This is a genomic window from Paracoccus lichenicola (assembly GCF_009708075.1).
GTDB lineage: Bacteria > Pseudomonadota > Alphaproteobacteria > Rhodobacterales > Rhodobacteraceae > Paracoccus > Paracoccus lichenicola.
The window spans coordinates 1-24,396 of the sequence record NZ_WMBT01000010.1 but is presented as its reverse complement, the minus strand read 5'-3'; the positions used below and the strand labels follow the sequence as shown (position 1 = coordinate 24,396).

The window sequence follows — 24,396 nt, the reverse complement described above, 5'->3', positions numbered from 1 at the left end:
CGATGCACAGGATCGACGTTCCGCCCGACATCCTTGCCCGCGCCCAAGGCCGCCGCGGCCCGCGCAGCTTCACCGACATGCTGGATCCCACGACCACCGCCCATGTCGTGATCGACATGCAGCAGGGTTTCCTGCGCCCCGGCGCCCTGCTCGAGGTGCCCGTCGCGCGCGAGATCGTGGGCAATGTCAACCGCATCTCGGCCGCGCTGCGGCAGGCGGGGGGGCATGTGGCCTTTACCCGCTTTGCCTGGCTGCCCGACGATCCCCTGGACTGGCAGGTCTTCTATCGACGCTTCCTGAACGCGTCTGAGGCCGAGGCGCAGCGGCACGGCTTTGGCCCGGCGGGCGCGGATCTGCCGTTGTGGCCCGACATGGACGTGGCGCCGGGGGATTTCGTGGTGGACAAGACGCGCTACAGCGCCTTCACGCCCGGCACCTCGGGCCTGCCGGACTGGCTTAAGGCAAAGGGCATCCGGACGCTGATCATCACGGGCACCTTGTCGAACTGCTGCTGCGAAAGCACGGCGCGCGACGCGATGCAGGGGGGCTATGACGTGATCTTTGTGGCGGACGCGAACGCGACGCTGACGGATTACGAACATAACGCGGCCCTGGCCAACATGATGACGCTGTTTGCCGACGTGATCGACACCGGCACGCTGCTGGCGCGCCTGTCCTCGCGCGCCGCGGCCTAGAACGCGGCGCGCAGCCGGGCACGCCACAGGTCCAGGGCGGCGGACAAGGCGCCGCCCGAGACTGCGGCAAGCCGGACAAGGATCCCGGCATCGCCGCGCAGGACCGACGCGGCCCCCCAGACCCCATCCGCGTCGGAAGGCCCGGGGCCGATCCCGGGCAGCGCCCTGTCCGTCACCAGCAGGATCTGCCCGAAGGCCGTCATGCCCCCCGGCAGCCCGGCGATCCGCGCCAGCTGGTCCGGGTCCACCCGCTGGTCGTCGCGCAGCAGGATGCGGCCGCCGCGGCGGATCACCGTTTCCGACCGCCAGGCCGCCCCGCCCCCGCGCAGGCAGAAGCCATCCATCACCGCCAGGTCGGCGCCGGGACCCAGGTCGATCTCCTGGCGCTGGTGCATCTGCGCACCGGGCGACAGCACCCAAGGGTCGGGCAGCATCGCCAGCCTGCCCGCCGCCGCGACCGAGACCTGCCAATTGACCCGAGACGGACCGCCGGAATGCGCCAGCCCCGCGCCTGCGGTGACAAGGTGCAGGTGCCCGTCCTCGACCGCGATCCGGTGGCGCCAGTGATCGCCGGGCAGCAGCGCCGCGCCCGCCGCCTGCGGCAGCACGGTCAGCGGGCCGTCGCGCCCCGCCAGCCGGAAGCCGCGCGGCAGCGACCAGGGCCAGGCCACGTGGCGCGACAGGATCGCGGTGCCGCCGTCGCGGCCCCGGCCCACGCGCAGGTCGAACTGGCAGGGCGGCGGCGTGCCCGCATGATCCTTCACCGGAACAGCACCTCGCGCCGCAGCAGATCCAGGATCCCCGCCACCCCCTGGTCGCGGCGGCAGACGGTCGCGATGACCGGGCGGCCGCCGCGCACCGCCTGCGCCTGGTCCAGCATCAAGGGCAGATCGACGCCCACATGCGGGGCCAGGTCGGCCTTGTTGACCACCAGCAGGTCGGCCTGCAGGATGCCCGGTCCCTTCTTGCGCGGAATGTCGTCGCCCCCCGCCACGTCGATCACGAACATCCAGAAATCCACCAGATCGGGCGAGAAGGTGGACGCCAGGTTGTCGCCGCCCGATTCGATCAGGATCAGGTCCAGGCCCGGAAAGTCGCGCTCCAGCCGATCGGCGGCGGCGATGTTCAGGGTCGGATCCTCGCGGATGACGGTGTGGGGGCAGGCCCCGGCTTGAACGGCCAGCACGCGTTCGGGCGGCAGCTGCCCGCCGCGCCGCAGGCGTTCGGCGTCCTCGTCCGTCACCAGGTCGTTGGTGATCACGGCGGTGTCGATCCCGGCGGCCGCCAGATGCGGCAGGATCGCCTCGATCAGGGCGGTCTTGCCCGATCCGACCGGCCCGCCGATGCCCACGCGCGCGGCCGTCATCGCAGGAAATACCGGCGCGACATCGGCACCTCCGTTGCCGGGTCGCAGGTCAGCAGGCGGCCGTCGGCGCGGACGGCGAAGGTCTGGGGATCGACCTCGATCCGGGGCAGGGCGTCGTTCAGGCGCATGTCGGCCTTGGTCAGCGCGCGGACCGAGGCGATGGGCACGAAGGGCTTGAGGCAGCCCAGCTGGTCATGGGTTCCCGCCTCGATGGCCAGACGGCTGACGAAGGTCACGCCCAGCCGGTGCCGGACCGATCCCAGCGACCCCCACATGGGCCGGTGAATCATCGGCTCGGACCCGACGAAGCTGCCGTTGCCGTCGCCCATCGTGGACCAGACGATGGTGCCCGACTTGATCACGGTCGCGGGCTTGGCCCCGAAGAAGGCAAAGGGCCACAGCACCAGGTCGGCCATCTTGCCCGGCGCGATCGACCCCACATGCGCGTCGATGCCCGCAGCAATGGCCGGGTTGATCGTCAGCTTGGCGATGTATCGCAGGATGCGCGCGTTGTCGGCGCCGGGGAACGGTTCTTCCGGCAGGGGACCCGCCCGGTCCTTCATCACGCTGGCCAGTTGCCAGCATTTCGCCACGTTCTCGGCCAGGCGGCCCATGCCCTGCGTGTCGGTCGCGAAGATCGAGATCGCGCCCATGTCGTGCAGCAGATCCTCGGCCGCCATGGACTGGGGGCGGATGCGCGCCTCGGCGAAGGCCACGTCCTCGATCAGGTCGAAGCTCATCATGTGGGCCAGCATGGTCATCGGCACCCCTTCCTCCAGCGCGGGGGCGGTGAAGGGGTTGGTGGGGTTCGTGGAGGACGGCAGGACGTTGGAAAAGCCGTTCACGGCCAGGATGTCGGGCGCGTGGCCGCCGCCCGCGCCCTCGGTGTGGTACATGTGGATGGTGCGGCCCGCGATGGCGGCCATGGTGTCCTGGTAAAATCCGAACTCGTTGATCGTGTCGGTGTGCAGGTGGACCGAGAAGTCGGCCGCGTCCGCCGCCCGCAGCGATCCGTCCATGACGGCGGGCGAGGCGCCGAAATCCTCGTGGATCTTCACGCCAAGCGCGCCGCCCGCCACGCTTTCCGCGACCGCCCCCGGATCCGAGCAGCCGCGCCCCAGGAAGCCGAAGTTCAGCGGGTATTCGTCGGCGGCCAGGATCAGCCGCCCCAGCGTCAGCGGACCCGAGCAGGAAACGTCGAAGTTCGGTCCCGGCGACATGCCGATCATGGTCGTGGTGCCGCCCGCCAGCGCGTGATGGGCCTGTTGCGGCGACAGGAAATGGGCGTGCGCCTCGACCGCGCCCGCGGTGACGAAATGGCGGTCGCCATGGACGACGGTGGTGTTCGGTCCCGTCACCATGCCCGGCGTCACGCCCGCCATGATGTCGGGATTGCCCGCCTTGCCGATCCCGGCGATCAGCCCGTCGCGGATGCCGATGTCGGCCTTGATGATGCCCAGTTCGGCGTCGATGATGACCGCGTTCTGGATCACCATGTCCAGCGCGCCGTTGGCCGCCGTGCCGGTGGTGCAGAACCCCTCGCCGTCGCGCATGGCCTTGCCCGCGCCGGTGGTCAGTTCGTCCCCGTGATGGGTGTGGTCGGTCTCGATCCGGGCCAGAAGCGCGCTGTCGCCCAGCCGGACCCGGTCGCCCGTGGTCGGCCCGTAAAGCGCCGCATAGTCACGCCTGCTGATCCTCACAGATACCCCCTGTCCCTGGCGCGCGCCATCGCGGCGTCGCGCATCTCCTCGGCCTGGCCCTCGACCAGTCCGGCGAACCCGTGGATGCGCCGCGTCCCCGCATAGGGCACAAGCGCGACCTGCCTGGCGATGCCCGGATCGAAGCGCATCCCCCCGCCCGAGGGCCGGTCCAGCCGCATCCCGTAGGCCGCGCGGCGGTCGAAGTGCAGGGCGCGGTTCACCTCGAAGAAATGGGCGTGGCTGCGGACCTGGATGGTGCGGTCGCCGGTGTTCAGGACGGTGACCACCGTGCCGTCGCGGCCCGCGTTCAGGATGATGTCGCCGTCCTCGGGGATGACCTCGCCGGGGACGGGGTCGTCGGGGGCGGGCTGGATCGGGTCGAAGACCGTGACCAGCTTGGTGCCTTCGGCCATCGACACCTCGACCGAGAATGTCTTCAGCAGATGCGCCACGCCGGGCTGGACCTGGTCGGCGGTCAGCAGCGTCGCGGCATGGGCCACGATCTGCGAATGGGGGGCGTCCTGCCGGGCCAGGGTCAGCAATTCGTCGGCCAGAAAGGCCACGGCCTCGGGGTGGGCCAGGCGGATGCCGCGGCGCAGATAGCGGCGGGCCAGCTCGGCGGCGGTGAAGATCGTCAGCCGTTCGAGTTCCGTGGGGGTCAGGTGCATGGCGGTCCTTTCAGTTCACGAACAGCCGCGAGGCCAGTGGCCGCATCAGCGCGATGTCCGAGATCGGGGCGAAGCTGGCGGGCAGGTCGTCGGGGCGCGGCGGGTCCGTCAGCGCGGCGATGCGGGGCAGAAGGGCCAGCAGGTCTCGCTGCACGGCGACCGCGCCCACGCGGCCCAGCCGGACCGCCGCCGAGGCCAGCCCGCGCGCCATCCCCATGGCCGACACCGCCAGCGCGTCGGGCAGCGTCAGCCCGGACAGGCGCAGGAAACGGCCATGCACCACGGGCGCGTGGCCGTCGTCCAGCGCCACGCCGATGCGCCGCGCCGAGGCCGCCAGGGCCGCGCCCGCCTGCAAGGACTGCTGCCGCTGCATCTCGGCCGGGATCGAGGCATCGACCAGATCGTCCCAGTCGGCCAGCCCCGCGCCGTCCAGACGCCAGCCCCCGGCCAGCGCCACGCGGTCGAAGGGGTGCCAGCGGCCATGCAGTTCGGCACCGATCCAGCCCGCCAGATCGCGCGGGTCGGCCTGGCCCTCGGCCAGCGCGGCCTCAAGCCCCCAGGAAAAGGCGAACAGCCCGGACGGAAAGCTGCTGTCGGCCAGGTGCATGGCCGTCAGCAGGGGCAGGGCGTCAGGGGTCATGCGGGGCCTCGACGGTGAAATCGGCCAGCCCGTGCAGGTCGCGCAGCCGGTCCAGGTATCGCTGCACCGGGCCTTCCAGCACGACCTGCATCGCGCCGGGCAGGAACACCACCTTCCAGTGCAGGTTGCCGCACCAGTGGCCCAGCCTCAGCGCGTCATCGACCGATGCCGGCGTCAGCCGCAGCCGCGCCGCGCCATCCACCCGGGCGACGATGGCCAGCCGGTCATCGCAATAAAGCACCGCCCCGTCGGACAGCGACTGGTCGCGCGACAGCGCGATGGCGCAGTCGCGGCCCCGGTCGGACCGCACGCGCATCCGCTTGCGCGCGGCCTCGGCCTCGGGGATGGCCAGGACCTCGACCTGGCCCAGATGCTCCATCGCGTGCAGGCGGTCGTGCCAGTCGCGGTCCCCGGCATGGCCCAGGACCGACAGCAGCATCAGGGGTTCACCAGTCACGCCAGTCCCCCGATGTCTCGAAGGCATGGGCCAGGGTATAAAGCGTGCCTTCGTCCCACATCCGGCCCACCATCATCAGGCCCACGGGGCGGCCCTCGACGGTGCCGCAGGGCAGGCTGATCGCCGGGTGGTGGGTGATGTCGAAGGGGCAGGTGTTGGTGATCATCTCGAAGGCGCGCTGCACGATCTCCTCGCGGCTGGCGCCGGGTTCGGGCAGCGGGGTCGCGGTCATGGGGGTGGTCGGCATGATGATGGCGTCGTATTCCGCCAGCACCGCGTCATAGGCCGCCCGCAGCGTGCGGCTGAGGTTCATGGCCTTGCCGTAGAACCGCTTGCCGTGCATGTCGTCGGCATGTTGGGCGAACAGCATCGACAGCTTCAGCGTTTCCGACAGCTCGTCCGCGCGCTGCCGCCAGCCGCGGTGGAAATCCATGAAGCCGGTGACATACAGATCCTGGCGGCTGGTGCCGTAGCCGTCGCCCAGCATCATCGTCTGGGTCAGGCCCTGCAAGCCGATGGGCGTCCAGATCGCGGCGCCGTGCAGGTGCATGGGAACCGACACCTCGTCCACGGCGACGCCCAGGGCCGCCAGGCGGTCGGCGGCCTCGCGCACGGTGGCGTTCACGGCGTCCTCGGCGCCCGGCTGCATGAACCCCTTGGTCAGGACAGCGACCTTCAGGCCGGCGACAGGCTTGCCCAGGGCCTCGGCATAGGGGGCGGTGGTGCAGCCGATCTGGCGGCTGTCATAGCCGTCGGGTCCGGCCAGCACCTCGAGCATCAGGGCGTTGTCGGCCACCGTTGCGGTCATCGGGCCGGTGTGATCGACGTGAACCTCGATCGGGACGATGCCGGTATAGGGGACCAGCCCGTGCGTGGGCTTCATGCCGACGATGCCGCAAAACGAGGCCGGTATCCGGATCGACCCGCCCTGGTCGCCGCCGATGGCCATGTCCACGGCGCCCGTGGCGACCAGCACGCCCGATCCCGACGACGACCCGCCCGCCGACCGCGACGGATCATGGGGGTTGCGGACCGGACCCTTGGCGCCCGTGTGGCTGCCGCCCGACAGGCAGAAGCATTCGCAATGCGCCTTGCCCAGGATCGTCGCGCCCGCGTCCAGAAGGCGCGTCACGACCGTCGCATCCACGTTGGGGACATAGCCTTCCAGCGTGGAGGATCCGTTCATCATCGGCACGCCCGCCAGCATCACGTTGTCCTTCAACGCGACGGTCCGGCCCGCCAGCTTGCCGGTCCCGGACCCCGTGACGGTGGTCTTGACGTACCAGGCGTTCAGGGGGTTGTCCGCGGGGTCGGGGGGGATGCCGGGGGTGCGGGGGTATGTGACCGGGGGCAGGTGGTCCGGCATCCGGTCCACAAGGTTGTAGGCCTCGACATAGCCCGCCATCAGGCCCTTGAAGGACCCGACATCGGCGGGCGACAGGTGGAAGCCCAAACCCTCGGCCACCTTGGCCAGTTGCGCGTCGTCGGGCAGTGTCACGGGCATTCGCGTCTCCGTTGCTGGGCGTGCGGCGCAGGCCCGGCGCCCATGGGAACCGGATCGCGCGGTGTCATGGGGCGGGTGTCAGGCGGTGACGAAGCCCATGAATTCGCTGACCGCGCGGCGATCGGTCAGTTGCTCGCGCGGGATCTGGCGGTCCAGCACGCCGTTCGAGATCGCGTAAACCCGCTGCGCCAGCCCGGTGATGAAGTCCAGGTTCTGTTCGACCAGGACGATGGTGATGTCCTGCCTGCGGCTCAGTTCCTGCAGCGTTTCCGAGATCTCGTCGTTGATCGAGGGCTGGATCCCCTCGGTCGGCTCGTCCAGCAGCATCAGCCTGGGCTTGCGGCACAGGCAGCGCGCCAGGGCCAGCAGTTGCTGTTCGCCCCCCGACAGCGCGCCGCCGCGCCGGTCCAGCAGGCGTTTCAGGCGCGGGAACAGATCCAGCACCCCGGCCACCGTGCCCGCCATGTCGCCGCCCGCCCCCGCGATGCCGACCTGAAGGTTCTCCTCGACCGACAGGTTGGGAAAGATCTCGCGCCCCTGCGGCACCAGCCCGATGCCGGCGCGGGCGCGGGCATTCACGGATTGGCCCAGCAGCGACTGGCCGTCAAAGGCGATCTCTCCTCCGGTGACCTTCACGAAGCCCATGATGGCGCGCATCAGGGTCGTCTTGCCCATGCCGTTATGGCCCAGGATGCCCACGACCTCGCCGGGATCGACATAGAAATCGACGCGGTGCAGCGCGGGCACCAGACCATAGGCTGCGGACAGCCCCTTCACCTCAAGCAGCGGCATCGGCCTGTTTCCCCAGATAGATTTCCTGAACCGCGCGGTCGCGCATGATGTCGTCGATCATCGCCTCGCGGAAGATCGCGCCGCGATTGAAGACGGTGACGAACCTGGCGATCTGGCGGATGAACTGCATGTCGTGTTCCACGACGATCACGGCGGCGGTCCGCGCGGCCTCCAGCACCAGTTGGGCCAGCCGGTCGCGTTCGTCGCCCGTCATGCCCGCCGCCGGTTCGTCCAGCAGGATCAGGTCGGGCGAGGCCGCCAGCACCATCGCCAGTTCGACCAGTTGGCGCTGGCCATGGGCAAGCTGGCCCACCTCGCGCCTGATCAGGTGGCGGATGCCGCATTTCTCGATCGTCGCCTCGGCCACGTCGCGGGCGATCCGGGCGGTGTGCTTGCGCCGGGCCGACAGGCGCACGTTTTCATAAACGGTGATGCCGTCGAAGACGTTGGGCACCTGCGTCTTGATGCCCACGCCCATGTTCACGATCTCATGCGTGTTCAGGCCGGTGACGGGCTGTTCCTTCAGCAGCACCTGTCCTTCGGACGGCACGAGCTGGCCGGTCAGGCACTTGAAGAAGGTCGATTTCCCGGCCCCGTTCGGTCCCAGCAGGCAGCGCAGTTCGCCGTCGCGCAGGTCGAAATCGACGTTGTCCACCGCCGTTACGCCGCCAAAGCGCATGGTCAACCCGCGCGTGCGCAGGATGCGATAGCCGTCGTCCCGTGTCGCGTCAGTCATCGGATGCCACCTTCTTCACGCGGCCGCCGACACCGCGGCCGCGACGCCATAGCGTCCAGCCCGCGACGGCCAGGGATTTGAACGTCGGCACCAGCCCCTTGGGCAGGGCCAGGACCAGCACCATCATGATCGCGCCCAGCACGACCAGGCTGTTGAGGAAATCGACCATGCCCATCTGAAGCGTCAGCCATTGCAGCCCGATCACGCCCAGGATCGGACCCAGCAGCGTGCCCACGCCCCCCGCCATGACCCAGATCAGCGCCTTGGCCGACATCTCCATGCTGAAGGCGTTGGGGTCGATGAAGGACTGGTAGGTCGCCCACATCGCCCCCGACAGCCCGGCGATGCCGGAGCCGATGGCGAAGACGATCACCTTGTGGCGGCGGATGTCATAGCCCAGAAGCGAGGCACGGACCTCGTTTTCCCGGATGCCGATCGAGATGCGGCCGAAATCGGACGCGATCAGGATGCGCAGCGCGACATAGACGATGACCAGCACCGCCATGAAGAAGCGGAACAGCTGCGCCGGATCCAGCCAGGCGTCGGGCTGGCCGGGGATGTTGATCGTGGGGATCGACGGGATGCCGTTGAAGCCGCCCAGGCGGACGCCCGCGATGGAATATTCCGGGCCTGCCGTGTGGTTCGCCAGCTTCCAGAAGATCAGCGTGACGACCATGGTGACGACGCCCAGATAGACATCCGACAGCTTGCCGTAGAACATGAAGTATCCAAGCGCCACCCCGAAGGCCGCCGGGACCGCGAAGGACAAGAGCAGCGGCACCGTCGTGTCGCCCATGCCGATCGACGACACCGCGAAGGTATAGGCGCCCAGGCCGAAGAACGCCGCCTGCCCGAAGCTGAGGATCCCGCCGAAGCCCCAGATATAGGCCAGCGACAGCGCGAAGACCGACAGGACGACGTATTGCGTGATCTGCATGATGGTGAACATGTCGATCAGGATCGGACCCAGGATCATCAGGGCCAGCCCGATGGAGACCATGATCCAGAAACCCGGATCGCGCGTCAGTGATTTTTCCATCCGATGGCTCCTTACAAGGCGCGCTTGAAGATGCGGCCGGTGATGCCCTGCGGCAGGATCCGCAGCAGGATCAGCGCCACGACCAGCAGGGCGGCATCGCCATAGACCGGCCCGGCCCAGAAGGTCGTGCCCTGGCTGATCGTCCCCAGGATCGTGGCCGAGGACAGCGTGCCGGTGATGACCGCCGCGCCGCCGGTGATGACGGTGATGAAGCTTTGCCCGACCAGGCTGGCGCCCATGGCGGGCACCACGCCCGTGACCGGCGCCAGCAGCCCGCCCGCAAGACCGGTCACGGCCGATCCGATCCCGAAGGTCGCCATGTAGACCAGGGTGGTGCGGATCCCCAGCGTCTCGGCCATGTTCGGGTTCTGCATGGTCGCCCGCGCGATCAGTCCCGCGCGGGTGAATTTCAGCACCGCCCAGACCGCCAGCAGGATCGCTGCCGCGAAGAAGATCAGCACGAAGTTGTAGATCGGCATCTGGTAGGTGCCGATGCGGACCCCGCCGAAGGGGGTGGCGACGCCCTGGACGGTGTTGCCGAAGATCAGCGTGACGCCGCCGATCATCAGCATCGACAGCCCCCAGGTGGCCAGCAGGCTGTCCAGCATCCGCCCGTAAAGCTGCCGGATCACCAGCCGTTCCACGACGACGCCGAAGAGGCCCACGACCAGCGGCGCCAGCAGCAGGATCGCGACCCATTCGTTCACGCCCGCCCCGGTCGAGACGACGACCGTATAGCCGCCCAGCATCAGGAATTCGCCATGGGCGAAGTTGATGACCCGCATCATCCCGAAGATGATGGCAAGCCCCGCGGCCAGAAGGACAAGCCAGGCAACCGCCCGGACCATCTCGAGCGCGACGACGATCGCATAATCCATGCGTCGGTCCCCCCTTTGGGTTACAGGCTGATCTCGTAATGCTTGTTGGCGCGCGGATCGGCGATCAGGTCGCAGACCATCTGCGTGTCGGCAGGCTGGGATTCGGGGAAGGATTCCTTGATCACGAATGTCTGGTCCTGCAATTCGGCGATATAGACATCGCGGATCGCGTGCTGGGTCTTGGGGTCGATCTTCACCTTGCCCGCCGGCAGGTCATAGGTCTTGCCCTTGGCGATCACCTCCAGCACCGCGTCGCGTTCGATGGACCCCGCCTCGCGCACGGCATCGGCCCAGATCATCATGCCCTCGTAGGTGCATTCCGAGATTTCGGACATGATCGGCGTGTTCGTGGGATATTCCGCCTTGATCCGTTCCAAAAAGGCCTTGTTGGCGGGATTGTCCACCGCCTCGAAGTAACCGAAGGACGACAGGATGCCGTTCCCTTCGGCGGCGGTCAGCACGATCTGGTCGTTGCCGCCCGCCCCCAGCACGGTCGAAATCATCGGGATCTGTTCCTTCATCCCGGCCGCCGCCCATTGCCGGTAGAAGCCCAGATGCGAGCTGCCGACCATGGCGGAACAGACGAAGTCGGGCTTGGCCGCCTGGATCTTGGAAATGGTCGAGCCGAACTGGGCCACGTCAAGCGGGAAGAACTCGGTCGCGATGACCTCGCCGCCCTGTTCCTCGACATAGCGCTTGATCCAGGCCGAGGTGATGTGGCCATAGTTGTAGTCGGCGGCGACGGTATAGACCTTCTTGCCGTAAAGGTTCATCGCATAGGGGATGATCCGCGCGACCGTCTGGGCGGGGGTGGTGCCCAGCGTGATCTCGTTGCGGTCGCAAACCCCGCCCTCGTATTGGGTGTTGTAGAAATACAGCGTCTGGAACTTGTGGAAGATCGGCCGGATCGTCTCGCGGCTGGCCGAGGTGATGCCGCCCATGACGACCGCCACCTTGTCCTTCAGCGCCATCTGCGTGGCGTATTGCGAATACATCGACATGTTCGACTGCGGGTCATAGACGACGCCCTCGACCTGCCTGCCCAGAAGGCCGCCGCCTTCGTTGATTTCCTTGATGGCCATCTGGAACACCTGGTCCATCGGGATGCCGACCAGATCCAGCGCGCCGGACAGGTCGTGCAGCCCGCCGACCTTGATGGTGTCCGCTGCGGCGCGCGCGACCAGCGGCGCGGCCAGCGACAGCGCGGCGGCGGCGCCGGTGGACCGAAGGAATTGCCGTCTTTTGATGATCATCTGCGAGTGTCCCTCAAGCATGATTGCAGGATCAGGATGGCATTTTATTTGAAACCGAGAATATTGTTTTTGACAGAAAATTCCCGGTTTTCGCCGTGTTGCCCATTTTGATGCCAGTTGGGAAAACCAAGGCCGGAACATGGGCAGTCTGTGACCGGGCGGCTGTTCCGTGCGTCGGGAATGAACGGGTTCCCGTTCTTGCGGCGGCCGGGGATGTCCCGCCCGCCGGGGTCTTTCGCGCCGCCGAATCAGACGGCGGGCTTGCGGTGCCGCGTCGCCTGTTCATAGGCATGGGCCTGGTTCAGCAATTCCGCCTCGGACCATTGCAGGCCCAGGAAGATCAGGCCAAAGGGCGCCCCCGAGGCGTAGTATCCGGCAGGAACGGTGATGCCCGGGATGCCCGCGATGTTCAGTTCGCCCACGGTGGTTTCGCGGATAGCCTGGCCGGATTGCAGGTCGGGCAGTTCGTTCAGCATCTGCGGATAGACCAGCCCGTCCAGATCGTGTTCGGCAAAGACCCGGTCCAGCAGGTCCAGATAGCGCCGCTTCAGTTCGGTGAAGGCGGGAAGGGCCGGGGGCGTCTCGGGATCGGCAAGGCAGGGCGCGAAATCGGGCAGCTCGTGCAGGTATCCAAGGATCGCGCCCTTGGCCAGGACATCCTCGGACGCGGTGGCGGCGATGAAATCGTCCCATGACTTCAGCGCGGCATCCGGTCCCAGGCGGCGCAGGTAGCAGGTCATGTCATAGGGCAGCGATTCCAGCCCGCGCCCGTCGAAGAAGGGCGTGCCGGGCGTAATTTGGCGCAGGCTGGCGAAATCGGTGCCGGCAAAGGGATCCTCGACCAGGATCGCGCCCGCCGCCTCCAGTTCGTCCTTGGCGCGGTCGTAAAGGCGCGCGGCCTCGTCCGACAGCGCGTCGGGCCGCCAGCCCGGCCCGTAAAGCCCAAGCCGCTTGCCGCGCAGCCCGTCCGCCGACAGCCCCGCCGCATAGCCGCCCGCCGGGATCTTGCCGACGGACGCCAGCGTCTTCGGATCCTCGGTCGTGAAGCCCGCCAGCGCCGTCAGGCATTCGGCGGCGTCCGCGACCGTGCGCGCGACAGGACCGACCACGTCGCGGTTGGCCGACAGCGGCACCACGCCCGCGTTCGGGACCAGCCCGATGGTCGGCTTGACGCCCACCAGATCCTGGGCCGAGGCCGGGTTCTGGATGGAACCGCCCGTTTCCTCGGCCAGTCCAATCACCGCCATGTGGGCCGCGACCGCCGCCGCCGATCCGGCGCTGGATCCGCCCGGGACGCGGTCGGGTGCGGCCGGGTTGATCGTCGGCCCGGCCCAGCTGTCATGGGCATGGGTTCCGGTCCAGCTGAGGATCGGCACGTTGGTCTTGCCGATGATGACCGCATCGGTTGCGCGCATCCGCGCCACCACCGGGCTGTCGCGATGGGGCATCAGATCGACGCCGCCCGCCCCCGAATACAGCAGCCGCCAGCCTGCGGTGGACGGAAAGCCCACCATGTCCATCGGATCCTTGACCACGACGGGCACGCCCGCCAGCGCCCCCACCGGCTCGCCCGCCGCGATGCGGCGGTCGATGTCGCGGGCCGTGTCCAGCGCCGCGTCGTTTTCGAAGATGATCGCGTTATACGTGCCGTTCGTCGCCCGGACCTGGCCGATGGCGGCCAGGGCCAGCGCCTCGGCGGTGAAGGCGCCGCTGGCCAGGCCGTCGCGGATCGTGGCGACGGTCAGGTCGCCCAGGGGCGGAAGCATGTCCTTCATTGCGCGATCCCCACGATGGATTTCAGGACGGATGCCCCGACGGTGTATTTCGGGTCCACCATGTTGCCCAGCCGGATGCGGCCGCACTGGGTCAGCAGCATGTAGGCGTCGATCTCGTCAAAGCCGAAATCGGCGGCCATCCAGCGGATCAGCTCGCGATAGGCACCGCGCGCGGCGTCCTCCATCGGGCGCGAGGATCCGATGGTCATGTAGAACCTCTCGTTTTCCAGACGCGGGGCCTTGATGGTCCAGCCCTTGATCAGATCGACGCGCACGGTGGTGACGGTCGGGTGTTCGATCGCGACGCCGCACAATTCGCCGTCGCCCTGCGCAGCATGGCAGTCGCCCAGGAACAGGAACCCGCCCTCGGCCTGGACGGGCAGATAGACGACCGCGCCCGGGGCCACGTCCGGCAGATCCATGTTGCCGCCGTAATAGTCGGGCACCAGCGAGGATATGGCCTCGATCTGCGGGGCGGTGCCGATGGTGCCGATGAAGGGTTCATAGGGCAGGGTGACGCGGTCGTTCCAGACGGTGCCGTCCTCGGTCACGTGCAGCTTGCGCACGCGTTCGGGCAGGGGGGCGGTCAGCAGGGCGGTGTCGGCCGTGGGCACCAGCCCGCCGAATTCGGGCATGATGACGGTGGTGCCCCGGGGTTGGGGACCGCGCGGGACGATGCTGTCGATATGCACGGCGATGGTGTCGCCCTTTTCCGCGCCATTGACCCGGATCGGCCCGTTCTGTGGGTTGAGGAACGGAAAGTTCAGCTTTTCCGTGGGCTTGTCGGTTTCATGGGTGATCGCGCCCTCGAAGGCGTCATGGGTTTCGCAAGTGACGACCGTGCCGGGGTCGATGGTCAGCGCCGGCGGGATCGCGGCGCTGTAGACGTAGTGATAGCGGCCCTGCTGCGCCTCGGTCAGCGAGGCCTCGGCCCGCGCCTCGCCCCGGGCTATGGCCTTGCGGGCCATGATGGAGTCTTCGAACCAGCTCATGGGAATGCCTTTCTTGGATTGGGGGTCAGACGGACAGATAGCTGCGGATGCGGTCCTGGTCGTCCAGGTCGGCGCGGGTCAGCGCGGCGGTGATGCGGCCCTTGTCCATGACGTAGCAGCGCTGCGCCATGGCGCGGATCATGTCGATGTTCTGTTCGACGAAGACGACGCCCAGGCCGGATTTCGCGTTCAGGTCCACCATGATCCTGGCGATCGACTGGACGATGTTGGGCTGGATGCCTTCGGATGGTTCGTCCAGCAAGACCAGCGACGGCCCGCCCATCAGCACGCGGCCGATGGCAAGCTGCTGCTGCTGGCCGCCCGACAGGGTGCCCGCGCGCTGGCCGGCGCGTTCCCGAAGGATGGGGAAGTGATGATGGACCTCGGCCAGCTTGCCCTCCAGCGTGCGGCCGGAAATCGACTGGCCGACCAGCAGGTTTTCCAGCACGGTCATGCGCGGAAACACGTCGCGGCCCTGTGGCACGTAGCCGATGCCAAGCCGCGCGCGGCGATGGGCGGACAGGCCATCGACCGGCTGGCCCCTGACCCGGACCGATCCGCTCTGGCTGGGCAAAAGGCCGATCAACGTCTTCATCAGCGTGGACTTGCCCACGCCGTTGCGGCCGATGATGGCGACGATCTCGCCTTCGTTCACGGCGATATCGACGCCTTGCAGGACGGGCTTGCCGCCATAGCCGCCATGCAGCGCGACGGTTTGCAGAAGGGGTTCAGGCATCGGCCTCTCCCAGATAGATCCTGGCGACGCGGGGGTCGGCGGTGATGTCGTCGATGCTGCCCTGGGCGAAGACCTTGCCCAGATGCAGAACCGTGACGCGGTGGGCGATCTGGCGCACGAAGGCCATGTCGTGTTCGACCGCCAGCACCGTCATGCCGTCCGCGTTCAGCCGGTGCAGCATCTCGCCCGTGGCATGGGTTTCGTCCGGGGTCATCCCGGCGGTGGGTTCGTCCAGCAGCAGCAAGCGCGGCTTCAGCGCGATGGCCATGCCGATTTCCAGCCATTGCTTCTGCCCGTGGCTGAGATTGCCGGCAAGCTGCGCGTGGTCCCCCGACAGGTTCAGGAATTCCAGCAGCCGGTCCACGTCCCGCGCCAGGTCGCGCGGCGGGACATGGTGTTGCAGGGCGATCACGAGGTTCTGGCGGGTGCTGAGCGCCTTGAAGATGCCGGGCACCTGGAACTTGACGCTGATGCCCTTGCGGATGCGCTGGAACGGCTTGGCGCGGGTGATGTCCTGATCGGCGAACAGGATCTGGCCGCTGTCGGGCCGGTGCTCGCCCAGGATCAGGCGGAAGAAGGTGCTTTTACCCGCGCCGTTCGGACCGATCAGGCAGTGCATCTCGCCCGGTTGCAAGGCGAAATCGACATTGCCGGTGACGTGCAGGCCGCCGAAATGCTTGTTCAGCTTGCGGGTTTCCAGGATGGCCATCAGCGGGCCTCCTTGCGGCGCAGCAATCGGCCAAGGGCGTCCACGATCCCCATGACGATGCCGCGCGGCGCGGCCAGCACGGTCAGGACCAGCAGGACGCCCATCACGACCAGCGCATACTGGCTGCCGTGGATCGTCAGCATCTGGAACACGATCAGCACGGCCAGCGTGCCCACCAGCGTCGTGGTCAGGTCGCCCCGTCCGCCGACCGCCACCCAGACGATGGGCAGCGCCGCCGCCGTCATCCCCATCGAGGCGGGCGTGATGTAGTTCCCCCAGGACGTGTAAAGCACCCCCGACAGCCCCGCCAGCGCCGATCCGATGACAAAGGCCACCAGCTGGAACTTGCGGATGTCATAGCCCAGCATCTCGGCCCGCTCGGGGTTTTCGCGGATCGCGACCAGGACGTTGCCGAAACGCGAATTGACCAGCATCCGCAGCGCCAGATAGACGATCAGCAGCAAGGCCAGCGTCAGGTAATAAAGCGGCAGGTCGGGAAACAGCGCGATGTCCCCGCCCGGCCAGGGGATCGTCAGCGAGGGCATCCCGCCCATGCCGTTGAACCCGTTCAGCCGGGCCGATCCGATGGCCCATTGCGGCCCGGCGGTCTGCGCCATGAAGCGTTCCAGCACCAGCGTCACCGACAGCGACACGATCCCCAGGAACACGCCGTTGATGCGGCCGAAAAACATGAAATAGCCCAGCACGGCGGCCAGGGCCGCGCTGATGCCCACGGCCAGCACAAGCGACAGCAGCGTCAGCCCGTAGGCATCGCCCAGGTTGATCGTCAGCACGCCATAGGAGTAGCCCGCGACGCCGAAGAAGGCCGTCTGCCCGAAGCTCAGCGATCCGCCATAGCCCCAGATCAGCGACAGGCCCATGGCCATGAACAGCCAGTTGAAGAAATAGACGTTGTTGCCCACGTCATAGCTGTCGGCAAACATCGGATAGGCGCAGGCGCAGGCCAGCACCAGCGCGACGCCTGCCCAGAACTTCGGTCGGCGGCCGATGGTCTGCGGTCCCTCGATCAGGCGCAGGGCGGCGCGCAGCCGGGATTGGTCGGCCATTCTCAGGCCCTTTCCTTGAGGATCTTGCCGCTGATCCCGCGTGGCAGGATGCGGATGACGATGATGACGGCGATCAGCAGGCCGATCTGCCCGGCAAGCTGTCCCTGCCAGCCGGTCAGCGCGGCCTTGATGACGGCCAGCACAGCGGCGGCGGGCGCGGTGCCCAGGAAGATGTCGGCCCCGCCGACGACGACGGTGACAAAGGCCTCGACCATGAAGGACGCGCCCATGGTGGGCACCAGCGTCATGGTGGGCGCGTAAAGCCCGCCCGCAAGCCCCGCCAGGCCGGCGCCAAGGCCGAAGGTCAGGCTGTAGATCAGGTTGGTGTTGACGCCCATGGCCTCGGCCACATGGGGAACCTGGATGGTGGCGCGCGACAGAAGGCCAAAGCGCGTTCGGGTGAACATCAGCCACAGCAGCGCCAGCGTGCCGACGGCCGCGATCATCAGGATGACGCGGTAGACCGAATAGGAATAGCCGCCCATCGTGAAGCTGCCGAAGGGGGTGCCCACGCCCTGCAGGCTGGGACCAAGCACGATCAGCGTGCCTTGCGTCACGATCATGGAAATGCCCCAGGTCGCGACGATGGTGTCCAGCGGGCGCTGGTACAAGGGCCGGATCACGACCCATTCGACGATCATGCCCGCGATGCCTGCGGCAACCGCCCCGGCGACGATGGCAAGCGGCAGAGGCAGGCCCGCATGGGCCGCGCTGGTCGAGACATAGGCCCCGCACATGATGAATTCGCCATGGGCCAGGTTGATGACGCCCATCATGCCGAAGATGACGGCCAGCCCGCAGGCGCTGAGCACCAGAAAGGCGAAGGCGTCGCCGAACTGGTAAAGAAAGCTGAAGATCAGGTTGAAGATGTCCACGGGGCGGCCCCTTCGATCGGTTGCGTCCGGGCGGGCGGAACCGCCCGGACAGGGCAGGGATCAGCCGTTCGACGGGGGCGGGTTCGACGGCGTGTATTGCTCGCTGGGGTCGCTGACGGTCAGGTCGCAGCCCGCCTCGCCCAGCCAATAGGGCTGGATCGCGTCCCACTTGGTCGGAAACTCGACCGAGTGATCCGCGGTGACATGCGCCAGATGGATCGTGTGCGAGACGTGCTGGCTTTTGGGATCGATGCACATCTGGCCGCCGGGACCATCGACGCAAACGTCGCCTTGGGCGATGACCTTGCGGATCTCGGCCAGGTCGGTCGATTTCGCGCGTTCCACCAGCTGCTTGTAAAGATAGACGGCGGCGTAGGAGTTGCTGGCCTCCTGGTTGATGTAAGGCTCGTCGGGGAACTTGGCGCGGAACTTTGCCACGAATTCCTTGCTGGCCGGGCTGTCGATCTCCTCGACATAGTTCACGGTCGCATACATGTCCTTGAGGCTGGGCGGCGTGAACCGCTTGTGTTCATAGCCCTGGCCCACGTTGACCGACGACGCCATCGGCAGGTTCAGGTTCGCCGCCCCCGCCTGTTCGTAATAGGACGACTGCGCCGTGCCCACCAGCAGCGTCACCACGAAGTCGGGCTTGGCGCCCTGGATGTTCTGGATCGTCTGCGAGAACTGCGACACGCCCAGCGGGATGAACTCCTCTCCCACCATGGTGCCGCCGTTTTCGGCCACGATGTTGCGCACCCATTCGGCCGAGATCTGGCCGAAGTTGTAGTCGGCCGCGATGGTATAGACGTTCGGGCCGTAGGTCTTGATCATGTAGGGCAGCAGGGTCGAGAACTGCTGTTCCGGCACGGCGCCGGTCACGATCATGTTCGCGTCGCAGACGCCGCCTTCATACTGGTTGTTGTAGAAGGCCAGGCCGTCGAACTGGTTGACGATCGGGCGATACGCCTCGCGCGAGGCTGATGAAAAGCCCGCGAAGACGGCGTCCACCTTGTCGCGCTGCAACACGCGGCGCATGAATTCCTGGTATCGGGTGTTGTCGGACTGGGTGTCGTATTCGACCAGCTCCAGCGGACGGCCGCCGATGCCGCCTGCGGCGTTGATCTCCTCGGCCGCAAGCTGGATGGCGTGGACCTTGCCGATGGTGGCCAGGGCGAAATCGCCGGACTGGTCCTCCAGCACGCCCAGCCTGATCGGTCCGGCGTCCTGCCCGAAGGCGGCGCCCGCAAGCAACAGGATTCCAAGCGCCGAAGCGGCGCTTCTTGATGGGTTCGACATGGACAACTCCTTGTTGGTTCGTGACGCGGGCGTCAGGCCCGGCGTCGCCTTTCCTCGGTCGGCGAGGCTTCTTCGTCCTCGTTGCATTTCGGTGCGCGCAGGGCTTCGCAGAAATCCTCGACGCTCTGGCGGGCGTGCATCGCGTTGCGGCGCAGGCGGTCATAGGCCTGGTCCGGGTCGATGCCCTCGCGCAGCACCATGGCGGTCACGGCGTGCAGGACATGGGCGCGGCCCTTGCGGCGCTGCATCAGGTCCTCGATCCGGTCCTGCGTGGCCATGCTGCGGTTGAAGGAATTGACCGCCAGGAACAACGCCGAATAGACCGAGCCGCTGTGGACGGGCTTGGTCAGGAAGGCCTGCGCGCCCAGGCTGACCAGGCCGCGCAGACGGCTGGGGGCCTCGGACCCGACAAGGCCCACGATGGCGCAACCGGGGGGCATCCCGGGTTCCTCGCCCACGGGGGGCAGCGCCATGTCGCCGTCGATGAAGACCACGCGCGGCCCGGGCGCGGGTTCGACGGGCAGGGTTTGGCGGATCGCATCGACCACCAGCCCCAGGCGGGGTAGCACGGTTTGCAGCGTGGTCACGGTGCGGCTGTCCGATGTCACCACCGTGGCCCGGAAGTCGCGGAAGTTCTGCGTCACGCGGGGCTGTTTCATGTCACGATCCTCAGATGCGAGGGCGGGGATGGCAGTTCCAGGGTGCGCGACCACTCTACCAGATAGGGGTCGGGCTTCACCGGCGCGGGGCTTTCGATCAGCACGTCGAATTCGCAATCGCTGCGCGAAACGCCGATATGGGGCGTCAGGCAGGCGTGCAGGGTGTCGGGGTCGATCCGCACCGGTCCCTGCGGGGCGTCGAATTTGCAGGCGGTGACGGCGGCGCGGACCTGCGCCACGCCATCGCCGCCCGCGCGCGCCACCGCGCGGGCCAGCAGGTGGATGGCGATATAGCTGGCTTCCGCGTCCGCGCAGGCCGCCGGGCCGTTCGGAAAGGCCCGGCGATAGGCGGCGACGAAGTCGGCGTTGCGCGCCGTCCGCAGGGACGAGAAATAGACGCTGGAGGTGATCTGCCCGTCCGCCGCATCCGGGCCGATGGCGTGCAGTTCCGGTTCGGACAGCGTGCAGCTTGCCACCGGCATGGCGCGCGGCTGGTCGATCCCGGCGGCGGCGCAGGCCCGCCGCAGGCGGCGCAGGAATTCATAGGACGACGACCCGATCAGCGAATTGAAGATGTAATCGGGCCGCAGCGCCAGGATTTCCCGCACATACCCGTCCAGGTCGGTTTCGCCCACGGGCACATAGCGTTCGGCCGCGATCCGCCCGCCCAACCGGGTGATGCCTTCGCGGAAGACGCGGTTGCTTTCCCATGCCCAGATATAGTTCGACCCGATGCAATAGGCCGCCGGGCCGTATTCCCGGAACAGGAACCCGATCAGCGGCGTCAGGTGCTGGTTGGGCGAGGACCCGGTATAGACCACGTTCTGCGAGGTCTCGAACCCCTCGTAATGGCTGGGATACCACAACAGCGCGTCGCGCTTTTCGATGATCGGCAGGACCTCCTTGCGGCTGGACGAGGTGTAGCAGCCGCAGACATGGGTGATGCCCCGGTCCAGCATCGCCTGGATCCCGGCGCGGTAATCGTCCAGCCGGCCGCGGGGATTGATGTGGAACGGCATCAGCCGCAGGGGCAGGGCCGGATCCCCGTTCACCTGCCCGCAGGCCAGCATCGCCCCGTTCAACAGCGCCTGCGCGACCGTGCCGTACGGTCCCTCGGTCGAGAACAGCAGGCCGATCTGGAGGGGAATGCGGTCCAAGGTCCTGTCCATGTGAAAACGGCCCTGAGGCAGCGCGTGCCCAGGGCGGAGATGCCGTCATGTCGAAGTCATAGGGATCGTGCGTCGCGGCGCAGTTGCCTTGCACATCTCGGACGCTAGGGCCGCGACGGGCGGCCTGTCAATCTTCAAACCGCCGCGGCGGCAAGGGCTGCCCTTCTTTTCGGCAACCGCATCCCGCGAGGAGGGCGCAGAACACCCGACGAAGGGCGCCGGGGGACAAGCGGGAACCGGTTCCGGCCCCGTGCATCCCCGGGCCTGCCCGGAGGGGCGCCGGGCGGATGCCTCGGCCCCCCCCCGGGGGGTCTCGCGATGCCGCCGAGGCGGTGGCCCTTGCGGCTAGACCGCCTTCTTGACCCGGCGCAGGTTCAGGATCGAGCGGATGGCCATGCGTTTCGCGTCATCGGGCGCGACGCCCAGTGCAGCGCAGTTCCCCAGGATCGCCTGCATGATCATCATCTCGCGGCTGTCATCGGCAGGCCCCGCCTCTGCGGGGGGTGCGTGGGGGGTCATCGGCTTTTCTTCGCGACAAGACCGGACACCGCGTCCTTGGTGCTGGGCGCGGCGGCGATCACCTTGGGCTTTTCCTTCTTGGGCTTCTTCTCGTCGCGTTTTCGCTTGTCCATGCCCTTGGCCATCGGTCGGCTCCTTTATGGCCGGCGATAAGCGCCGGCATGCCATGGTAACCCCTTGGCGGCAGGATGGATACACACGTCTGCGGCATGGGCCGCGCGCGGCGTCCTTTGCAAGGCGCGCGACGCCCGCCCGTCAGGACCTTTGGCCCTGGCGCGCCTTCCGGCTAGCATAGCGCCGGTCGCGTTCCGCCTTGCGCGTCGCCTCGTCCGCAAGGACGCGGGCGACCCGGCTGTCTTCCGCCGTTTCGCGCGCGTCGCGGGCGGCCAGGGCGGCGGCGGCAAGGGCCGTTTCCTGCTGGTGCAGATGGGCCTCGTGCCGCGCCTGCGCCTCGTGGCGTTCCTGCTCGCGCAGCGCGCGGCGCCGTTCGCGGGCTTCCGCCAGGGCCAGGCGCTCTTGCTGGCGCGCCTCGCGGTTGGGTTCCGCGGCCTCCTGGGCCTCGCGGTAGGCCCGCAAAAGGGCGGCCTTGGCTTCGGCGGCGTTGCCGAGGCGGTCGGACAGTTCGACTTTTCTGATGTTTCTCACGGTTCCGTTCCGGTGGGATGGCTGGTGGCCCGGCTCAGGGCCTTGGGCGTCTCGAGGCAGGGGGGGTCTTTTCGGGCGCCTTGCCCTGTTCTTCCTTGGCCAGACGGGCTTCGCGCAGCTTGAGGGTCTTTTCCTCGCGCGCGGCCTTGATCATCTCGATTTCCTCGAAGGCCCGGTCGCGGGCAGAGGCCTTGGTGTGGATATCGGCAAAGGCCATTTCCGCGCGCCGGCGCGAGGCACTGTGGTTTTCCGTCACGGCTGTCCTCCTGGGAAGGCTCGCCAGGCGAGCGGGTCATGGAAAGCGCTCATGGAAAAGGCCAGGCGGATCGCCTGGCCTTCCCGTGCGGCAAGCAAGCCCCGGGCCTTTGTCGCGATGTCTGCAGGACGGGGCAACCTGTCTCAGGCAGCTTGAAGATTGCAGGCGGACATCTTGCCCGACTTGCGGTCGCGCTCCATCTCGAAGGAAATCTTCTGGCCTTCCACCAGTTCCCCCATCCCCGAGCGTTCGACGGCCGAGATGTGGACAAAGGCGTCCGGGCCGCCGTTATCGGGCTGGATGAAGCCGAAGCCCTTGGCGGAATTGAACCATTTCACGATGCCAGTGGTCATGATGAACCCTTTCATAGCACTATTGAGGACCGCGGCGCGACTGCGCAGCGGGTAGACACGGCGATTTTGAAAGGGAGATGAGTTCAGAACGCGGTGCCAAACGCGCAACAATCATAGCTCGGCAGACAAATATCGGTGCGTCCCCGATAAAGGCAATGACCGCGAAGGTCAAGCATTAGTTTTGCACGCCCGCAAGGCCGGGCCGCGGACCTTGCTAGATCCCGTCCTGCCTTGCGGCCAGCCCCTTCGCCAGGATCGCCCCGGTCGGCCGGCCGGTGGGCGAGCCTCCCACGGGTTCCAGGGTGATCTCGTAAAGCTGGCCGTCGGCGGGTGGGGGCAAACGCGGCGGGTCCAGGTCGGCTCCGGTGGCGTCCATCAGCAGACCCAGCGACACCGGGCCCGTTTCGGCCGATGGCAGCGTCCAGACCTGCATCTGCCGACCCTCCGGAACGGCGATGGAACCGACAAAGCGGATCCGGGCATCCGAGGCGCCGAAGTCCTCGATCACCGCGGTCGGGGTGCCTGCGCCGTCCACCAGGACCGCGATCACCACGGGATCGGGCACGAACCAGGATCCGCCCAGGACCGCCCCTGCCAGGATGCCGATTGCCGCGGCGATGCCTGCCGGCGCCCAGCGGACGGGCGGCCGGGGATCGTTCGCGGGCAGGGGGGCGGCCAGGGGTTCGGCCCGGGCGGAGGGTTCGGCCCGTTCCAGCTTCGGGGCGATGGCGTCCCACAGGCCTGCCGCGCCGGGCAGTTCCGCGGCCGTCATGTCCAGGGGCAGCAACCGGTCGCGCGCGCGCCCCACCGCGGCGGCCCATGCCCGGTCGCCGGACAGGGCCGCGTCCAACTCCGCCTCGGTCCTTTCGTCCAGAAGGCCCAGGACAAAGGCGTCGGCGCGCGCGTCCAGGTCGTCGCGGCTCATGACAGGCACCGCCGCAGCAGGTCCAGGCCGCGCCGGATCCAGGACTTGCAGGTGCCCAGCGGCACCGACTGGATCGCCGCGATCTCGCCATGGGTGAAGCCGCCGACATAGGCCAGAAGGATCGCGCGGCGCGTGGCAGGCTCCAGCCCGGTCAGGCAATCCTTCAGCGCCACGCGGTCGCCAAGCGCGTCCAGCCCCGCGCCCGCCGCATCCAGGCGGGCGTCCTGCATGGCGGTCAGCGCCTCGGGCGGCAGGCTTTCCAGGCGGCGGCCGTCGCGCAGGATGTTGAGGCAGCGGTTGCGCAGGACCGCGAAGATCCAGCCCCGCGCCGACCCTTCGCCCGCCCGGAACTGATGGGCCTTGCGCCAGATCTGGACCATGCCGTCCTGCACGGCCTCCTCGGCCAGGTCGCGGCGCTGCAGCATCCGCAGGGCCAGGCCCAGCATCCGCCCGCCCTCGGTGTCCAGGATCAGCCGCAAGGCCTGCTGCTCGCCCCGGGCGCAGCGGGCCAGCGCGTCGGCCAGATCCACGGTTCCGTCCGTCGCCGCCGCGGCGGATGTCGTCATGCCCTTGTCCCCCTTGTCGCGGCGCATGGTGGCATGGACGGGCAAGACCGGTCCAGTGCCCGCGTCGCGGATGCCATGCCCCGATGACACGGCACGTCCGAAAGCGGATGCGGCGCAAGTTTTTTT

Annotated in this window: 29 protein-coding genes; 1 reads left to right on the top strand and 28 read right to left on the bottom strand. The window is 67.9% G+C overall.

All coding sequences use genetic code 11. The annotated features are described in order from the left end of the window. Positions 1 to 2 precede the first annotated feature (2 nt). The gene (locus tag GIY56_RS14405; protein WP_154765553.1) at positions 3 to 695 is read left to right on the top strand and encodes a cysteine hydrolase family protein; all 693 of its coding nucleotides are present in this window, start codon (positions 3 to 5) and stop codon (positions 693 to 695) included. On the opposite strand, the gene GIY56_RS14400 is transcribed toward GIY56_RS14405, so the two are convergent. The 28 genes from GIY56_RS14400 to GIY56_RS14270 all read right to left on the bottom strand — a co-directional run bounded on the left by GIY56_RS14400 (position 692) and on the right by GIY56_RS14270 (position 24,270). Further along, positions 692 to 1,459 (bottom strand): urease accessory protein UreD, encoded by a 768-nt coding sequence (locus tag GIY56_RS14400; RefSeq protein WP_328288568.1) that lies wholly within the window; start codon positions 1,457 to 1,459, stop codon positions 692 to 694. The genes GIY56_RS14405 and GIY56_RS14400 overlap by 4 nt on opposite strands. Beyond that, positions 1,456 to 2,061, bottom strand: a complete 606-nt coding sequence (gene ureG, locus GIY56_RS14395) for an urease accessory protein UreG (protein ID WP_154765552.1) — start codon at positions 2,059 to 2,061, stop codon at positions 1,456 to 1,458. Before ureG ends, GIY56_RS14400 begins: the two co-directional genes overlap by 4 nt. After that, positions 2,058 to 3,761, bottom strand: a complete 1,704-nt coding sequence (gene ureC, locus GIY56_RS14390; RefSeq protein ID WP_328288567.1) for an urease subunit alpha — start codon at positions 3,759 to 3,761, stop codon at positions 2,058 to 2,060. Before ureC ends, ureG begins: the two co-directional genes overlap by 4 nt. Then, complete coding sequence (gene ureB / locus GIY56_RS14385; RefSeq protein WP_154765551.1) at positions 3,758 to 4,429, bottom strand: urease subunit beta; 672 nt, start codon at positions 4,427 to 4,429, stop codon at positions 3,758 to 3,760. The genes ureC and ureB overlap by 4 nt, the downstream gene beginning before the upstream one ends. Before the next feature lie 10 nt (positions 4,430 to 4,439). Continuing rightward, positions 4,440 to 5,069 (bottom strand): urease accessory protein UreF, encoded by a 630-nt coding sequence (locus GIY56_RS14380; protein ID WP_154765550.1) that lies wholly within the window; start codon positions 5,067 to 5,069, stop codon positions 4,440 to 4,442. Continuing rightward, positions 5,059 to 5,526 carry an urease accessory protein UreE gene (locus GIY56_RS14375; protein WP_328288566.1) on the bottom strand — a complete coding sequence of 156 codons (468 nt, stop codon included), beginning with the start codon at positions 5,524 to 5,526 and terminating at the stop codon, positions 5,059 to 5,061. Before GIY56_RS14375 ends, GIY56_RS14380 begins: the two co-directional genes overlap by 11 nt. After that, the gene (locus GIY56_RS14370) at positions 5,516 to 7,030 is read right to left on the bottom strand and encodes an amidase (RefSeq protein WP_154765548.1); all 1,515 of its coding nucleotides are present in this window, start codon (positions 7,028 to 7,030) and stop codon (positions 5,516 to 5,518) included. The genes GIY56_RS14375 and GIY56_RS14370 overlap by 11 nt, the downstream gene beginning before the upstream one ends. Before the next feature lie 78 nt (positions 7,031 to 7,108). Continuing rightward, a complete protein-coding gene (locus GIY56_RS14365; RefSeq protein ID WP_154765547.1) occupies positions 7,109 to 7,822 on the bottom strand; it encodes an ABC transporter ATP-binding protein in 714 nt (237 codons plus the stop codon). After that, complete coding sequence (locus GIY56_RS14360) at positions 7,809 to 8,558, bottom strand: ABC transporter ATP-binding protein (RefSeq protein WP_154765546.1); 750 nt, start codon at positions 8,556 to 8,558, stop codon at positions 7,809 to 7,811. The genes GIY56_RS14365 and GIY56_RS14360 overlap by 14 nt, the downstream gene beginning before the upstream one ends. After that, the gene (locus GIY56_RS14355) at positions 8,551 to 9,597 is read right to left on the bottom strand and encodes an ABC transporter permease subunit (protein ID WP_154765545.1); all 1,047 of its coding nucleotides are present in this window, start codon (positions 9,595 to 9,597) and stop codon (positions 8,551 to 8,553) included. The genes GIY56_RS14360 and GIY56_RS14355 overlap by 8 nt, the downstream gene beginning before the upstream one ends. An 11-nt stretch (positions 9,598 to 9,608) precedes the next feature. After that, entirely contained in the window at positions 9,609 to 10,475 is an 867-nt protein-coding gene (locus GIY56_RS14350) for a branched-chain amino acid ABC transporter permease (RefSeq protein WP_154765544.1), read from the bottom strand. Positions 10,476 to 10,495: 20 nt separating this feature from the next. Next, on the bottom strand, positions 10,496 to 11,728 hold the full coding sequence (locus GIY56_RS14345) for an urea ABC transporter substrate-binding protein (RefSeq protein WP_154765543.1): 1,233 nt from the start codon (positions 11,726 to 11,728) through the stop codon (positions 10,496 to 10,498). 248 nt (positions 11,729 to 11,976) lie between these two features. Then, positions 11,977 to 13,503, bottom strand: coding sequence for an amidase (locus tag GIY56_RS14340; RefSeq protein ID WP_154765542.1), 1,527 nt, complete (start codon positions 13,501 to 13,503; stop codon positions 11,977 to 11,979). Then, positions 13,500 to 14,495: an acetamidase/formamidase family protein gene (locus GIY56_RS14335; protein WP_154765541.1), complete on the bottom strand. Its 996-nt coding sequence runs from the start codon at positions 14,493 to 14,495 to the stop codon at positions 13,500 to 13,502. Before GIY56_RS14335 ends, GIY56_RS14340 begins: the two co-directional genes overlap by 4 nt. Before the next feature lie 25 nt (positions 14,496 to 14,520). Next, a complete protein-coding gene (locus GIY56_RS14330; RefSeq protein ID WP_154765540.1) occupies positions 14,521 to 15,231 on the bottom strand; it encodes an ABC transporter ATP-binding protein in 711 nt (236 codons plus the stop codon). Beyond that, positions 15,224 to 15,940 carry an ABC transporter ATP-binding protein gene (locus GIY56_RS14325; RefSeq protein ID WP_154765539.1) on the bottom strand — a complete coding sequence of 239 codons (717 nt, stop codon included), beginning with the start codon at positions 15,938 to 15,940 and terminating at the stop codon, positions 15,224 to 15,226. Before GIY56_RS14325 ends, GIY56_RS14330 begins: the two co-directional genes overlap by 8 nt. Beyond that, on the bottom strand, positions 15,940 to 17,007 hold the full coding sequence (locus tag GIY56_RS14320) for an ABC transporter permease subunit (RefSeq protein WP_154765538.1): 1,068 nt from the start codon (positions 17,005 to 17,007) through the stop codon (positions 15,940 to 15,942). The genes GIY56_RS14325 and GIY56_RS14320 overlap by 1 nt, the downstream gene beginning before the upstream one ends. Positions 17,008 to 17,009: 2 nt before the next feature. Further along, on the bottom strand, positions 17,010 to 17,882 hold the full coding sequence (locus tag GIY56_RS14315) for an ABC transporter permease subunit (protein WP_328288565.1): 873 nt from the start codon (positions 17,880 to 17,882) through the stop codon (positions 17,010 to 17,012). 60 nt (positions 17,883 to 17,942) lie between these two features. Beyond that, positions 17,943 to 19,178, bottom strand: coding sequence for an urea ABC transporter substrate-binding protein (locus GIY56_RS14310; RefSeq protein ID WP_154765536.1), 1,236 nt, complete (start codon positions 19,176 to 19,178; stop codon positions 17,943 to 17,945). A gap of 32 nt (positions 19,179 to 19,210) precedes the next feature. Continuing rightward, positions 19,211 to 19,837 carry an ANTAR domain-containing response regulator gene (locus GIY56_RS14305; protein WP_154765535.1) on the bottom strand — a complete coding sequence of 209 codons (627 nt, stop codon included), beginning with the start codon at positions 19,835 to 19,837 and terminating at the stop codon, positions 19,211 to 19,213. Beyond that, positions 19,834 to 21,006, bottom strand: coding sequence for a transporter substrate-binding domain-containing protein (locus tag GIY56_RS14300; protein ID WP_154765534.1), 1,173 nt, complete (start codon positions 21,004 to 21,006; stop codon positions 19,834 to 19,836). The genes GIY56_RS14305 and GIY56_RS14300 overlap by 4 nt, the downstream gene beginning before the upstream one ends. 345 nt (positions 21,007 to 21,351) lie before the next feature. Then, positions 21,352 to 21,525 carry a hypothetical protein gene (locus GIY56_RS14295; protein ID WP_154765533.1) on the bottom strand — a complete coding sequence of 58 codons (174 nt, stop codon included), beginning with the start codon at positions 21,523 to 21,525 and terminating at the stop codon, positions 21,352 to 21,354. After that, a complete protein-coding gene (locus GIY56_RS18790; protein WP_268866582.1) occupies positions 21,522 to 21,650 on the bottom strand; it encodes a hypothetical protein in 129 nt (42 codons plus the stop codon). The genes GIY56_RS14295 and GIY56_RS18790 overlap by 4 nt, the downstream gene beginning before the upstream one ends. 130 nt (positions 21,651 to 21,780) lie before the next feature. Continuing rightward, positions 21,781 to 22,170, bottom strand: coding sequence for a DUF6481 family protein (locus GIY56_RS14290; RefSeq protein ID WP_328288564.1), 390 nt, complete (start codon positions 22,168 to 22,170; stop codon positions 21,781 to 21,783). Between the two features lie 34 nt (positions 22,171 to 22,204). After that, complete coding sequence (locus GIY56_RS14285; RefSeq protein ID WP_268866581.1) at positions 22,205 to 22,426, bottom strand: hypothetical protein; 222 nt, start codon at positions 22,424 to 22,426, stop codon at positions 22,205 to 22,207. 143 nt (positions 22,427 to 22,569) lie between these two features. Next, a complete protein-coding gene (locus GIY56_RS14280; RefSeq protein ID WP_154765531.1) occupies positions 22,570 to 22,779 on the bottom strand; it encodes a cold-shock protein in 210 nt (69 codons plus the stop codon). Positions 22,780 to 22,993: 214 nt separating this feature from the next. Then, a complete protein-coding gene (locus GIY56_RS14275) occupies positions 22,994 to 23,704 on the bottom strand; it encodes an anti-sigma factor (RefSeq protein ID WP_154765530.1) in 711 nt (236 codons plus the stop codon). Next, positions 23,701 to 24,270, bottom strand: a complete 570-nt coding sequence (locus tag GIY56_RS14270) for a sigma-70 family RNA polymerase sigma factor (protein WP_154765529.1) — start codon at positions 24,268 to 24,270, stop codon at positions 23,701 to 23,703. The genes GIY56_RS14275 and GIY56_RS14270 overlap by 4 nt, the downstream gene beginning before the upstream one ends. Positions 24,271 to 24,396: the final 126 nt, after the last annotated feature.

Bases quoted from the DNA above. Each gene is read 5' to 3' on its own strand.
- GIY56_RS14405 (WP_154765553.1), top strand. From the start codon at position 3: ATGCACAGGATCGACGTTCCGCCCGACATCCTTGCCCGCGCCCAAGGC.
- ureG (WP_154765552.1), bottom strand. From the start codon at position 2,061: ATGACGGCCGCGCGCGTGGGCATCGGCGGGCCGGTCGGATCGGGCAAG.
- ureB (WP_154765551.1), bottom strand. From the start codon at position 4,429: ATGCACCTGACCCCCACGGAACTCGAACGGCTGACGATCTTCACCGCC.
- GIY56_RS14380 (WP_154765550.1), bottom strand. From the start codon at position 5,069: ATGACCCCTGACGCCCTGCCCCTGCTGACGGCCATGCACCTGGCCGAC.
- GIY56_RS14370 (WP_154765548.1), bottom strand. From the start codon at position 7,030: ATGCCCGTGACACTGCCCGACGACGCGCAACTGGCCAAGGTGGCCGAG.
- GIY56_RS14365 (WP_154765547.1), bottom strand. From the start codon at position 7,822: ATGCCGCTGCTTGAGGTGAAGGGGCTGTCCGCAGCCTATGGTCTGGTG.
- GIY56_RS14360 (WP_154765546.1), bottom strand. From the start codon at position 8,558: ATGACTGACGCGACACGGGACGACGGCTATCGCATCCTGCGCACGCGC.
- GIY56_RS14355 (WP_154765545.1), bottom strand. From the start codon at position 9,597: ATGGAAAAATCACTGACGCGCGATCCGGGTTTCTGGATCATGGTCTCC.
- GIY56_RS14350 (WP_154765544.1), bottom strand. From the start codon at position 10,475: ATGGATTATGCGATCGTCGTCGCGCTCGAGATGGTCCGGGCGGTTGCC.
- GIY56_RS14345 (WP_154765543.1), bottom strand. From the start codon at position 11,728: ATGATCATCAAAAGACGGCAATTCCTTCGGTCCACCGGCGCCGCCGCC.
- GIY56_RS14340 (WP_154765542.1), bottom strand. From the start codon at position 13,503: ATGAAGGACATGCTTCCGCCCCTGGGCGACCTGACCGTCGCCACGATC.
- GIY56_RS14335 (WP_154765541.1), bottom strand. From the start codon at position 14,495: ATGAGCTGGTTCGAAGACTCCATCATGGCCCGCAAGGCCATAGCCCGG.
- GIY56_RS14330 (WP_154765540.1), bottom strand. From the start codon at position 15,231: ATGCCTGAACCCCTTCTGCAAACCGTCGCGCTGCATGGCGGCTATGGC.
- GIY56_RS14325 (WP_154765539.1), bottom strand. From the start codon at position 15,940: ATGGCCATCCTGGAAACCCGCAAGCTGAACAAGCATTTCGGCGGCCTG.
- GIY56_RS14320 (WP_154765538.1), bottom strand. From the start codon at position 17,007: ATGGCCGACCAATCCCGGCTGCGCGCCGCCCTGCGCCTGATCGAGGGA.
- GIY56_RS14310 (WP_154765536.1), bottom strand. From the start codon at position 19,178: ATGTCGAACCCATCAAGAAGCGCCGCTTCGGCGCTTGGAATCCTGTTG.
- GIY56_RS14305 (WP_154765535.1), bottom strand. From the start codon at position 19,837: ATGAAACAGCCCCGCGTGACGCAGAACTTCCGCGACTTCCGGGCCACG.
- GIY56_RS14300 (WP_154765534.1), bottom strand. From the start codon at position 21,006: ATGGACAGGACCTTGGACCGCATTCCCCTCCAGATCGGCCTGCTGTTC.
- GIY56_RS14295 (WP_154765533.1), bottom strand. From the start codon at position 21,525: ATGACCCCCCACGCACCCCCCGCAGAGGCGGGGCCTGCCGATGACAGC.
- GIY56_RS18790 (WP_268866582.1), bottom strand. From the start codon at position 21,650: ATGGCCAAGGGCATGGACAAGCGAAAACGCGACGAGAAGAAGCCCAAG.
- GIY56_RS14280 (WP_154765531.1), bottom strand. From the start codon at position 22,779: ATGACCACTGGCATCGTGAAATGGTTCAATTCCGCCAAGGGCTTCGGC.
- GIY56_RS14275 (WP_154765530.1), bottom strand. From the start codon at position 23,704: ATGAGCCGCGACGACCTGGACGCGCGCGCCGACGCCTTTGTCCTGGGC.
- GIY56_RS14270 (WP_154765529.1), bottom strand. From the start codon at position 24,270: ATGACGACATCCGCCGCGGCGGCGACGGACGGAACCGTGGATCTGGCC.